At 40.7% G+C, this 11,409-nt stretch carries 14 protein-coding genes; 5 read left to right on the forward strand and 9 right to left on the reverse strand.

Annotated features, from left to right (window positions below):
* Nucleotides 1-701 (reverse strand): iron export ABC transporter permease subunit FetB (fetB, locus tag A2517_RS02785; protein WP_294893904.1); only part of this gene is annotated, 701 nt, incomplete at its 3' end.
* Between the two features lie 60 nt (nt 702-761).
* On the reverse strand, nt 762-1,358 hold the full coding sequence (locus A2517_RS02790; RefSeq protein WP_294893906.1) for a peroxiredoxin: 597 nt from the start codon (nt 1,356-1,358) through the stop codon (nt 762-764).
* 162 nt (nt 1,359-1,520) lie between these two features.
* On the opposite strand from A2517_RS02790, the gene A2517_RS02795 reads away from it, so the two are divergent.
* Both A2517_RS02795 and A2517_RS02800 read left to right on the forward strand, forming a co-directional pair.
* The gene (locus tag A2517_RS02795; protein WP_294893908.1) at nt 1,521-3,284 is read left to right on the forward strand and encodes an ABC transporter ATP-binding protein; all 1,764 of its coding nucleotides are present in this window, start codon (nt 1,521-1,523) and stop codon (nt 3,282-3,284) included.
* 12 nt (nt 3,285-3,296) lie between these two features.
* The gene (locus tag A2517_RS02800; protein ID WP_294893910.1) at nt 3,297-4,364 is read left to right on the forward strand and encodes an AI-2E family transporter; all 1,068 of its coding nucleotides are present in this window, start codon (nt 3,297-3,299) and stop codon (nt 4,362-4,364) included.
* 17 nt (nt 4,365-4,381) lie between these two features.
* Here the strand turns inward: A2517_RS02800 and A2517_RS02805 are convergent, their stop codons facing one another.
* Together A2517_RS02805 and A2517_RS02810 are read right to left on the reverse strand one after the other, a co-directional pair.
* On the reverse strand, nt 4,382-4,690 hold the full coding sequence (locus A2517_RS02805; RefSeq protein ID WP_294893912.1) for a hypothetical protein: 309 nt from the start codon (nt 4,688-4,690) through the stop codon (nt 4,382-4,384).
* Between the two features lie 10 nt (nt 4,691-4,700).
* Nucleotides 4,701-5,105, reverse strand: a complete 405-nt coding sequence (locus A2517_RS02810) for a hypothetical protein (protein ID WP_294893914.1) — start codon at nt 5,103-5,105, stop codon at nt 4,701-4,703.
* A 139-nt stretch (nt 5,106-5,244) separates the two neighbouring features.
* On the opposite strand from A2517_RS02810, the gene A2517_RS02815 reads away from it, so the two are divergent.
* Both A2517_RS02815 and A2517_RS02820 read left to right on the forward strand, forming a co-directional pair.
* A complete protein-coding gene (locus A2517_RS02815) occupies nt 5,245-5,889 on the forward strand; it encodes a ParA family protein (RefSeq protein WP_294893916.1) in 645 nt (214 codons plus the stop codon).
* Between the two features lie 29 nt (nt 5,890-5,918).
* Entirely contained in the window at nt 5,919-6,140 is a 222-nt protein-coding gene (locus A2517_RS02820) for a hypothetical protein (RefSeq protein WP_294893918.1), read from the forward strand.
* A 10-nt stretch (nt 6,141-6,150) separates the two neighbouring features.
* On the opposite strand, the gene A2517_RS02825 is transcribed toward A2517_RS02820, so the two are convergent.
* The 3 genes from A2517_RS02825 to A2517_RS02835 form a co-directional block, all read right to left on the reverse strand.
* Entirely contained in the window at nt 6,151-6,321 is a 171-nt protein-coding gene (locus A2517_RS02825; RefSeq protein ID WP_294893920.1) for a hypothetical protein, read from the reverse strand.
* A gap of 92 nt (nt 6,322-6,413) precedes the next feature.
* Nucleotides 6,414-7,406, reverse strand: coding sequence for a DNA adenine methylase (locus A2517_RS02830; RefSeq protein ID WP_294893922.1), 993 nt, complete (start codon nt 7,404-7,406; stop codon nt 6,414-6,416).
* A 57-nt stretch (nt 7,407-7,463) separates the two neighbouring features.
* Complete coding sequence (locus A2517_RS02835) at nt 7,464-8,084, reverse strand: hypothetical protein (RefSeq protein ID WP_294893924.1); 621 nt, start codon at nt 8,082-8,084, stop codon at nt 7,464-7,466.
* A 350-nt stretch (nt 8,085-8,434) separates the two neighbouring features.
* Between A2517_RS02835 and A2517_RS02840 the strand changes: the two genes are divergently transcribed.
* Complete coding sequence (locus tag A2517_RS02840; protein ID WP_294893926.1) at nt 8,435-9,637, forward strand: sensor domain-containing diguanylate cyclase; 1,203 nt, start codon at nt 8,435-8,437, stop codon at nt 9,635-9,637.
* Here the strand turns inward: A2517_RS02840 and A2517_RS02845 are convergent.
* Both A2517_RS02845 and A2517_RS02850 read right to left on the reverse strand, forming a co-directional pair.
* Nucleotides 9,634-10,164 (reverse strand): hypothetical protein, encoded by a 531-nt coding sequence (locus A2517_RS02845; RefSeq protein ID WP_294893928.1) that lies wholly within the window; start codon nt 10,162-10,164, stop codon nt 9,634-9,636. The genes A2517_RS02840 and A2517_RS02845 overlap by 4 nt on opposite strands.
* Nucleotides 10,164-11,409: sensor histidine kinase (locus tag A2517_RS02850; RefSeq protein ID WP_294893930.1), on the reverse strand; the 1,246-nt coding region annotated here is incomplete at its 5' end. The genes A2517_RS02845 and A2517_RS02850, both read right to left, overlap by 1 nt.

The raw sequence follows: 11,409 nt of genomic DNA on the forward strand, positions 1-11,409 counted from the left end.
GAGAACATTGTGCTAAACACTGCCGATAGTAGGGCAACAGCCACCATCATGTACATGACGGCGAGTTGATACGAGATTGCACTTAGCGGATCGGCACCCGCGAGGAGCATCCCCGTCGTGATACCGGGGATATGGATAATTCCGACCGTCTGGAGCATATTGAGTGTCGGGATCATCGATGCTTTGACGGAGGCTTTGGAAGCAAAGCTAAGTGCCTCTTTGAGCGGTGCACCCAGAGCCACCATCCCCTCGATCGTCTCAATCGTGTTTTTCACCTCTGCACGGAACCGTTCGGTGCTTTGGGTATAGACGTTTAGGGCATTTCCGATGATCATCCCTCCGATGGGGATCATCTCATGAGGAACCATGTGGATGACGCCGAACGCCATCATCGACAAAAAGACGATTCCCGACGAAGCCCCAAGGGTAAAAAAAGCGATTTTAAAGCTATGTTCTCCCAGAGGGGAACGTTTCTTTGCGGTATAGGCACCGAATGTCACCATTCCCAGCAATACAAAAAACAGCAAAGAGGGGTGTTCGATTTTAAAGAGATAAACGAGGGCATAGCCGAGGAGCCCGAGCTGAACCATTGCCAAGATCGAGTTAGTCAGAATAATCTTTTCGAGACCGAACTGTTCACGGCGTGAATACCATAGGGCAAAAATGATAAGGGCGTAAGAGGCTAAAAAAGAGTATTGCATAAAAGAAGAATAGGGAATTTTGGATTAAAAGAGGCTTCCCCGAAAGGGGAAAAGAAAAGATTAAAGACTATCAGAGTGAGCAGAAAGATATTCAGCAACACCTTCTGTGCTAGCTTTCATACCCGCATCACCTTTTGCCCAACCTGCAGGACAAACTTCACCGTGCTCATTAGTGAACAACATTGCATCGATCATACGGAGCATCTCATCGATGTTACGTCCGAGCGGAAGGTCGTTGATAACCGCGTGACGAACCGTTCCGTCTTTGTCGATCAAAAATGATCCGCGAAGTGCAACCGACTCACCGAACAATACGTCGTAGTCACGTGAGATTTGTTTGTTCAAATCGGCTACGAGCGGGTAACGAACTTGACCGATACCACCTTGGTTTACCGGAGTGTTTTTCCATGCAAAGTGACTGAATTGTGAGTCAACCGATACACCGATAACGTTGATTCCACGTTCTGTGAACGCATCAAGACGGTGATCAAACGCGATTAATTCAGACGGACAAACAAACGTAAAGTCCAACGGATAGAAAAACAATACAGCACCTTTTTCGCCGATGTTTTCGTACAAGTTGAAATTTTCAACGATTTGGTTGTTTCCAAGAACGGTTGTAGCGGTAAAATCAGGAGCTTTTTTAGTAACGAGCATAGGAATTCCTTGTGTGGTTTATGTTTAATGTAGGGAAATTGTAACACACGAAGATTAATTCAAATAAGTTACGAGAAAGTAACCCTAAAATCTAAAGGAAAATTTTTATTATTTAGAATACTGCTTGCATACCATTATCTCCTCTTTAGATATAATCTTTTTATGTTGACTTTTAAAACCCTTTTTTCAATGATGCTCCGCTATAAACGCTCACTATTGTGGGGCAATATCATAGCCATTCTTGCCACCTTGATCTCTATCCCTATACCTTTGTTGATACCGCTTCTTGTTGATGAGGTGCTTCTTAAAAAAAGGGGGAGTATTACAGAAACAATTGATTTTTTCACCCCTCTACACGAACCGCTCCTCTACATCGGGATTGTGCTGGCAGTAACGATCTTTTTACGTTTTATGTTTTTTCTCCTCAGCGTTGCATCCCAGCGTTTTTTTATCACCCTGTCGCAAGAACTCAGTTTTACGATCCGTGTTCGTGCGCTGGAACATCTCAAAACTGTTTCGATGTCTGCGTATGAGCGGCTGGGAAGCGGTAAGGTTATTACCCATCTTATCACTGACATCGATACGATCGAGCAGTTTTTAGGAAGTGCCCTCTCCAAACTGATTGTCTCTGTTGCAACCCTTGTCGGTGTGGCGGCGGTGCTGATCTGGATTAACCCTTTATTTGGAATCCTCATTATTATTTTTCAACCCATGATTATGATTGTGACCCGTAAAATATCGGGAAGTGTGGGAAAACTCAAAAAAGAGCAAAACCGAACCATCGGTGAACTTTCGGATAATTTGACACAAATGTGTGATCTCTTCGGTCAAATTCGTGCGAGTAATAAAGAGGAGCGGTTTATCGAGAGTGCGATTGCTCAATCTCGGAGATTACGTCAAAGTGCCAGCGAATACGGAATCAAGGCGCTCCGGGGAGAACGTTACTCCTACACCTTGTTTCTCAGTGGATTTGAGATTTTTAGAGCACTTGGGTTGGTGATGGTTCTCTATTCGGATCTCTCCATCGGATTGATGTTCGGGATATTCGGCTATCTGTGGTTTATGATGACCCCCGTGCAGGATTTGCTCTCGATGCAGTACAGTTTTGCTAATGCTAAAAATGCCCTCTCTAGGCTGAATGAGCTGCTTTCACTTCCTATCGAAGAGCAACATCCATCTACGTCGAGTCTATTAGAAAGCGGATCAGCCCTCTCGATTCAGACCCGTGATCTGGTATTCGGATACGATGAAAAAGAACCGGTACTTAAGGGACTGAATATCGATATAAGCTCAGGGACTACGGTAGCGATTATCGGTGCGAGCGGGAGCGGAAAGAGTACCCTTTCTCAACTGTTGGTAGGATTTTATTCCCCCTCATCGGGTGATATACTCTATAATGGTGTGAGTGTTAAAGATATCGGTTTTTCACGGGTCCGAGAGGCAGTTTTTGTTGTCTTGCAGCAACCGTTGATGTTTAATGATACCCTTCGGTTTAATCTGAGTATGGGGGATGAGATCAGCGATGAGGCGATTTGGAATGCACTGAATCTTGCACAGCTTGAGGATTTTGTCCGTACGCTTCCGCATGGTTTGGAGACGCAGGTGGGAAAATTGGGTATCCGCCTCTCCGGCGGCCAGCGTCAGCGTCTCTCCATTGCTCGAATGATCCTTTCTAATCCCAAGGTGGTGATATTTGATGAATCGACCTCGGCACTGGATGTCCATACCGAATCGGCACTCTTTGAAGCATTGGAACCGTTCTTACGGGAAAAAACGGTTATTATTATTGCCCATAGGCTCAGTACTATTACTCGAGCCGATTACATCTATGTCCTTGAAAACGGGACGGTTTTAGAAGAGGGGACACGTAGTTCTCTTGAACATTTGGATGGAAGTTTCAACCGATTCGTCCATAAACAACACTAAGAAGGAGCACTAATGGAAAATAAACTGTTTGTCCGATTTATGATTTTTTCAGCCTTGGGACTTATCACATGGCTTTTTTTCCCTTTTCTAAAAAGTTTTTTTATCGCATTTTTGTTGGCCATCGTCGTATTTCCCCTTTATCGTGCTGTCGAAATTAAAATACGCCCGATTGAGCGTCTTTCATCTATAGCCTCGGTTATTTCGGCCGGTATCGTGACAATGGGGCTCTCTTTGATCCTTTTTGTTCCTATTGCAATGTTTTTATACTATTTGTTTGATCAGCCTGCTAACGTAGTCGGATCCCTTCGGACTTTGAGCGATCAGATCGATACGATCACCAATTATCTTCCCGCTTTTTTGGGATGGATGAAAGAGCCTTTGGATAATTTGATTGTTTTAGGGAAAGCGCATAAGGATGAGATTATAGCCACTCTAGCCGCTTGGCTGGGGAGTGGTTTGCAGACGTTTATGGTGATGTTGGCGGAGATGGCGATGATTGTCGTCTTTTTCTTTTTCCTGACGTGGTATGGACGAAGTATTTTGCTCTTTCTTCTCCCTATTATTCCCCTCTCACGAACACTAAAGCGGGGATTTTTCAGCGATATGATGACGACAACGGCAGTTGTATTTTACACATTGGGCGGCGTTATGCTGGCACAAGGATTGGCGTTTGGTATTTTTATCGCTTTTTTTGAAGGGTACAACCCTTTTTTACTTGGATTTATGACGGCTATTTCGGCTGTTATCCCCGTCGTCGGTACCGCTTTGATATGGGTTCCGGTTGCATTGCATGAATATTTTGAAGGAAATATTATGAATGCATTTATTATTGCGCTTTATTCATGGGCGATGATGGCATTTTTTATCGACAATATCGTAAAACTTGTCATTTTAAATTTTGTCAATCGGACGTTAAACGATGGAAAGAGTCGGATCAATGAATTTATGATCTTTTTTGCGATTGTGGGGGGACTGGCAACATTTGGTTTTTGGGGATTTATTATTGGTCCGGCGATTGTAGCCTTTACTCTAACAACGCTTCGAATGCTTCGCAAAACGTCGCGCCATCTTCGTCAATAGTCTTTGCCAAGAACCCATTAGTGGGTTCTCAGCTCTCTAACCTCTTCACGTAGTTTTGCTAATTCGGCCATAATAGCGGTGATCTCATCGGCTGATTTATCTTCACTGCCATGGGTGTAACGCTCAATAGTTGATTGAACACTTTGGGTCAGTGTATCGAGTTTGCTTTTTGCTTTGTCGATGAGGGTGTTGTGATCGATATTGAGGTTACCCTCGAGTTCATGGATCTTATCGACGATTTGATCTTGATGTTTGAAGAGGTAGTATCCTGCTATACCGCCGAGCGCGGCACCTAATACAAAGCTGAGGGTGTTGTCTTGGTTCATTTTATTTCTCCTAAGGGTTATTTTTTTTCTTTAAAAACTGCGAGAGGGCTCCGATGGCGAGCGAGCCGATCGTCACTTTTGCGATCCCGTTGGAAGCTTTGAGCGCAAGCTCTTTGGTTTCGTCATGGAGATACGAAATCAAATCGTGGAGTTCATGCAATGAGAGTTTCGATTTGTCGCTGAGAGCTTTCGTCTCCTCTTTGAATTGACCGAGGAGCCCATTAACCTCATGAAGGGTTAAGATGGCTTTGGTCGAGAGGACACTGAGCTCGTTTTGGAGATGACTCATAAACTCCTGTGCTTTTTCCATTGTTTTCATCGAGTTGATGCCGATTAAAACAATTACCATTGTAATAAACACCATACATATCGCGATGATCCCGACAAATAATGTAAGTAACTGCTGCTCAGTCATAATAGTTCCTTTCGCGATAATGTTAATTATACTCCTCTTTTAGATAATAGATAAATGAATATGTTATTTTTGTTTTTTTAGCTACTTTAAGTATATAAAGTATATACTTTACATACTTTATATATATTAAGGCATAGTAATGATCCTTACCCTTTCACATCAAAAAGGGGGAGTCGGCAAATCGACGGTAGCGTGGAATCTTGCTGTACACTTCTCCCGTTTTATAGATACCCGCATCGTTGATCTTGATACACAGCGCTCCCTTACGGTAACGAATGCTCTGCGTCAAGAACATGACCTCACTCCGATCCAAATGCTCCATTTTAATACGGCTGAAGAGTTGGCGGAGTATGCGGCGACCGATTCGGATAAGAGTCTTACGATTATCGATTCAGGCGGATTTGACAGTGCCTATAACCGTATCGCTATTATCGCCTCGGATCTCCTTATCACCCCTGTGAGTGATAAACCTTTTGATTTGATGGGATTGCAAAAATACGAAGAGATTTTAAAGAGTCTCTCCGAGATTCAAGGGGAGAGTATAAAAACGCATGTCCTTTTTAATAACATCAATCCGGCCATGAAACGGTTTGGGGATTTGGTCGATTTTATCTGTATGTCGGAACATTTTGAACTTCTTACTTCTGTCTTGCGGCAGCGGGTCGATATTGCCCATTCGGTCGGTGAGGGCAAAAGTATCAAAGAGTATCGGATTTTTAGTAAAGCCGATCAGGAAATGGATGAGTTGATTTCGGAAGTAAAATCTATTTTAGATATAAAATGAATATTTAAAATATATATAAAGGATATAAAATGGCAAAAAAAAGTTTTCTTCAAAATATCGAAAAAGTGAAAAGTTCTGCCGCGATGAGTGAGAGGGAAGAGAGCAAAAAAGGGGATAAGGAGAAGAAAAAGAAGCTGATTACTATCCCTGTAGAGTGGGAGGATAAAATCCGTCAATTTCATGGAGGAACGGTAAGTGCCTACATCCTTATTGCACTTCAAGAGCGGATGCAACGGGATGGGTTGATATAAAAAAGGGAGATCAATTATCGTCTATAGGGTCAAGGGAATACCAAGTTTTTTCATTTTCTGTATTGATCTCTCCCTTGTTAACATGATCGAGCAGATTTTTAATGATTTTTAAATTTTGAATCGTTTTATTGCTCGCTTGAGGCTTGGATGAATTGGTATCGATTTTTCTTTTTTCGTTCATATCTATCGGTTCAATAGGGATCCATTTTTTTTCTGCGGAGAAAAGATTTGTGGACATCAAGATAAAAAGTAGACTAAGAGATAGAAATTTCATTATTTCTTCAAAATATGGAGATACTCGAGTGTTGAATCGGCTTTGTGGGTTCGATTTTCAGTTTTGTCGGCTTTAAATCGTTGGTAGTTTGTCGTTGCGAGTGAATACTCCCCGTATTTTTGCATAATCTCTTTTACTTCATCCTCTGACATCAGTCCTTCATTGTTGTAACTTAAAAAGATGTATTTAAAATCTGCGTTACGGATTAAATCTTCAAACGAGTGTTTAACTTTACGTTGTTGACAATACTCAGATTTCCCATACTCCCGCAGTCCTGTTTTCCCTTTCGGATCAAATCGGTCGTTCAGTGATATGGTATTAAGCAGATGATAGTTTGCCCCGTAATGACGTTGATTGTAAGGGGGGTCCATATAAAGAATATCCCCTTTAATCTTTCGAATAAGCTCATTTGCATCTTCATTATAGACGCGATGATTTTCCCCGACAGGATCAAAAGAGGCAGGTACAAAGTTTAACTCTTTTTGAGCCGATTTTTTGAGCTGCTTGAGAAATGCACCATAGACGGATGCGGTATTGGCGATCTTATCGGCACTTTCGATCAATGAAGCGAGTAAAAAATAGTATTGATCCTCGGAAATGATGCTATTGGATTTCCATTCGTCGATTTTTTCCCGAATCGCATCAATTTTTTTCCCGTTCTCTTCACTGAAATATTGTCTACCGGCTTGACCATTGAGAGAGTATTGCTCAAATATAAACCCTTCTTTGGATTCAATATCTGATAATTCATTAAACAGATGGTGAAAATCAAACGGCGTGTAATTACCTATGTAATTACGGTTTAAGACATAGCTGTAGTGTTCGATATCATTGGAAATAACCGATTTTACAAGAGGCTTAAATACTCTGCCGACGATCCCTGTTCCTGCAAAAATATCACAAAAAACTTTGTCATCCAATCTCCCGACCGTATCGGTAATCGTGGTTGTTAAGAAAGCGGATAGTTTTAATTTGGAACCTATGTAATTCATTGTGTTATCTTTAAATCGTAATATGGTCGGTAAGGTTATGATCATACTATTTTACTATCAAACCCCTTTCGTTATCCAGATTGTATCTGAGAGTACTTCACCGGAACCGAAGTCTAATCTGCAGAGATTTTTAGCTGAAAAACTATCAACATAAACATCAATAGCTGACTTTAACTGTAAAATTTCGGATTTCATTTTCCAGTGCTGAAGGGTTGAACCATCATACATAACAATAAATAGTCTATTTTTTAAATGTTTTCTTCCCTCTTGACTTTGATTCTCATACAGCCATGTAATTAACTCTTTTGTATGCTCTTTTGAATAGCTAAAAGGGTGATTGAACCCTTTCGGAAAAACGGAAGTTTTATGATCGAAGGGGATATTATTGATTTTAAAATCTACAAGCTTGTCAAAAGAATTTCTATTAGGTTCTACATTCTCATGGGATGCAAAGATATACTCGGCTGCCATTGCTGACCAATAATTATACCAACGGTTTAAGGCATAATCTCTCAACGCTTGAGGAAAGCCAGCAGTTTGTTTTAACAACGATTCAAAACTATAGGTAGTGTAGATGAAATTTGTATTAAAATCCCATAAATCAGATTGTTTTCTTCCCCAGTTATAAGGATAGAGAAGCCTTTTCTTGAGCTCTCGTTCCACTCTTTGTAAATCCATAAAATATCCTTTTCAAAGAGGAAGTATTCCTAAAAAATCAATTGTGCTATCTGCAGTGATTGTGTTGATTATAGCAAAATATTTAATTTGATTATTTGTTATACAAGAGATTTACTGTTAATGGTATACAATTAGTACAACTGAAGATTGAACGGTTTAAAAGGCGAATAGGTATGATAAAAATAATAAACAGTGAAGAGTTTTCTTATTTTTTACGCGTGAACAGAAATGAAATCATAAAACTTTGGATGAATAAAAGTGAAGTACAAAATGTACTACATAGACACTCTTTACCTATTATTGAAAAAAATACACACCTTTTTTACGAATTTTGCGACTGTTTTATCAGTGTGATCGAGTGGCGTGCAACCGTTACGGAGTGTCAGGTAAAAATTGACTTTTTACAATTGCTCAATAACTACAATGTGACGGTATCCGATCTTTTCACATTGATCCTAAAACTCAAAAATGCGATCGAACAGGTTATTTTTGAGAATGGGAACCTCTCGTATGCCTTGCAAAGCGAAATTGATTCTTTGACTTTGCAGATGGCGAATGATTTGGCATCCCATTTTGAAACCATAATAAGCTCGAATAGTAATTATAAAAGTGAAAATTCCAATCTATTGGCAGAGTATAAAAAAGCGGTCGATTTGAGCAATATCGTCTCCAAAACGAATCCAAAAGGGGTCATAACCTATGTGAATGATAAGTTTTGTGAGATATCAGGGTATACGAGAGATGAGCTCATCGGAAAACCGCATAACATCATTCGTCATCCGGATATGCCAAGAAGCGCTTTTAAAGATTTATGGGACACCATCAAAGCAAAAAAAAGCTGGAGCGGTGTGGTTACTAATATGAAAAAAGACGGAGGACAGTATATCGTCGATACGACGGTTATCCCTATTTTAGATGTTGATGGAGATGTTGTAGAGTATATAGCGGTTCGTCACGATATTACAGAACTCGAACAGACCAAACAGCAGTTGAGAAATATCAACAAAGCGATGAAAAACAAGGTTGACGAGCTTTATTCGATGACAAATACATTAGAGCAAAAAGCGTACAAAGATAATCTGACGGGGATTAATAATCGGGAAAATTTTGAAGATATTTTTACGCTTGAGATTGCCAATGCAAAACAAAACGATGTGCCGCTCACTTTGATAATTTTCGATGTGGATAATTTTAAACTGGTGAATGACACTTATGGCCATCAAGCGGGTGACATCATTTTAATTGATTTGGTGAATCTTGTTTCAGATAACATAAAAAACGGAGATATTTTTGCGCGATGGGGAGGGGAAGAGTTTGTTATTTTAACTCCTGCAACAGACCTTAACGGTGCATGTAATTTAGCCGAAAATTTACGAAAACTTGTTCAGTTACACCCGTTTAGCTACGTGGATAATCAAATGACATTGAGTTTCGGGATTGCGCAGCTCACGGCTGAGGATACGAAAAAAACCCTCTTTGAAAAAGCGGACGAAGCTTTGTATGAAGCGAAAAAGAACGGCAGAAACAGAATTGAGGTTACTTCTAAAGCTTAATAAGGCTGAGAAAGTTTCAAGAAACCGTACTCAAACGTAAACGGCACCTGCTTGAGTATGGTGAGATTAATATAGGGCTTGACACTTCTTCCGATGTAGAGTGAAACGGCAGAACCTTTTTTCATTAGTTCGGGATCGAAGCTAAATGTCAATATTTTATTCTGATGAGTGTGTTCCAGCAGGGCTGGGAGGCTACTCTCGTCAGGATCGATGAGTAAAATAAAGCCATGCACATTTTTCAGGGTCAACGCTTCTTTCGGTGACGCAACAGAGACATCAAGCGAATGATTACTAAGAACTCCGCCGTATTGACGCTCAATCATCCCCGATAATCGTTGTGCCGCTTCTTTGTTTGCAGGTACGGTGACAATGACCAAGTTAACGACCGATTGGATACGATCCGTGGTCCCTTTTTCCATCAATATGACTTTAGGAAATAGTTTTGCCCCTATCTGCAATAGTATCGAATCATAGGTTGTTCCCCAGAGGAAAAACGGTATGAAAATGAGCAGAAGTGATTTGGTCATTATCGGCTCAAAGCCAGTGTCAAGGTAAAGAGTGCACCATCATCCGTATTGCTTACACTGAGTGAGCCTTCAAAATGTTGTTCGATGATGACTTTGGACATATAAAGACCGATACCGGTACCTTTGTTATGAAGTTTGGTCGTAAAGTAAGGGTCGAAAATACGTTCAACTATGACCGAGGGGACCCCACCGCCGGTATCGCCGATATCGATAAACAGATGGTGCGCATCGCATCGCAAGGTGACTTCGATTTTTCCTCCGTTTTGATCTTGTTTGCTTTTTATGGCATCTTGGGCATTATTGATAATATTTAAAATCACTTGCTTAAATTCGTTGACCACACCGAAAATCTCTTGATCGCAGTGTTTGTGCACGTGATAAGTGATATTGGAATAGCGAAGCTGTTCGCCTAATAGGGCAAATACCTCTTCAATGGGCTGAGCAGGGTCGAAGGAGAGACACTCTTTATCGATGTTAAAAAAGTTTCGAAAATCATCAATAGTATTCGACATGAAAGCAAGATTATTATTGATAATGGCACTATTCTTATCAATTTCGTCGTTTTCGAGCAAACCGAGTGTGCGTTTCATCGTAAGGTTGGCTACTGCCAATCCGATGATATTCAACGGTTGACGCCATTGATGGGCAATACTTTCAATCATCTCACCCATTGCCGCAAGGCGAGATTGTTGGACAAGGAGCTGTTCTTTTTCCCGACGCTTGGAAATTTCGTTCTCAACACGATGTTCTAACTCATTATTGATCTGTTCCATTTGGCACCGATAGTCATCAATGGTTTCAACCATTTTATTGGCGGATGTGGTGATGGTCATAATCTCATAATTGGTATTATCGCTTTTGAATGGTTCGGACGTTTTATCCATACTATAGTTCCCCATCCAGTTTGATAAAAGACGAAGAACAAAGAACTGCTTTCGGAAATACCAATAGGTAATCGAAAAGATCAGCAGGGCGAATAAAGAAAGGAAGATGAGCTGCATAAAAAGTTTAGTATGGAGTTCATCTACAAAGTTATTGGAATAACTGATGATAAGAGTCGCTTGAAGCTGATGGGTGATGGGATCGATTAAAGGTTCTGATAGGGTAATCGTCTCTTGTGTTTTGGAGTGCGGATAGTGCTGCTCATAAATAACATTATCGTTTGCATCGATCAACGATACATCGAGAATATTAGGATTTTGAAAAAATGTACGTATGGTATCGCTGAGCATATCTTGCTGATCG

The organism is Sulfuricurvum sp. RIFOXYD12_FULL_44_77 (genome assembly GCF_001830725.1).
GTDB classification, from domain to species: domain Bacteria; phylum Campylobacterota; class Campylobacteria; order Campylobacterales; family Sulfurimonadaceae; genus Sulfuricurvum; species Sulfuricurvum kujiense_A.

Bases quoted from the DNA above. Each gene is read 5' to 3' on its own strand.
- A2517_RS02795 (WP_294893908.1), top strand. From the start codon at position 1,521: ATGTTGACTTTTAAAACCCTTTTTTCAATGATGCTCCGCTATAAACGC.
- A2517_RS02815 (WP_294893916.1), top strand. From the start codon at position 5,245: ATGATCCTTACCCTTTCACATCAAAAAGGGGGAGTCGGCAAATCGACG.
- A2517_RS02830 (WP_294893922.1), bottom strand. From the start codon at position 7,406: ATGAATTACATAGGTTCCAAATTAAAACTATCCGCTTTCTTAACAACC.
- A2517_RS02845 (WP_294893928.1), bottom strand. From the start codon at position 10,164: ATGACCAAATCACTTCTGCTCATTTTCATACCGTTTTTCCTCTGGGGA.
- A2517_RS02805 (WP_294893912.1), bottom strand. From the start codon at position 4,690: ATGAACCAAGACAACACCCTCAGCTTTGTATTAGGTGCCGCGCTCGGC.
- A2517_RS02835 (WP_294893924.1), bottom strand. From the start codon at position 8,084: ATGGATTTACAAAGAGTGGAACGAGAGCTCAAGAAAAGGCTTCTCTAT.
- A2517_RS02790 (WP_294893906.1), bottom strand. From the start codon at position 1,358: ATGCTCGTTACTAAAAAAGCTCCTGATTTTACCGCTACAACCGTTCTT.
- A2517_RS02810 (WP_294893914.1), bottom strand. From the start codon at position 5,105: ATGACTGAGCAGCAGTTACTTACATTATTTGTCGGGATCATCGCGATA.
- A2517_RS02820 (WP_294893918.1), top strand. From the start codon at position 5,919: ATGGCAAAAAAAAGTTTTCTTCAAAATATCGAAAAAGTGAAAAGTTCT.
- A2517_RS02800 (WP_294893910.1), top strand. From the start codon at position 3,297: ATGGAAAATAAACTGTTTGTCCGATTTATGATTTTTTCAGCCTTGGGA.
- A2517_RS02825 (WP_294893920.1), bottom strand. From the start codon at position 6,321: ATGAACGAAAAAAGAAAAATCGATACCAATTCATCCAAGCCTCAAGCG.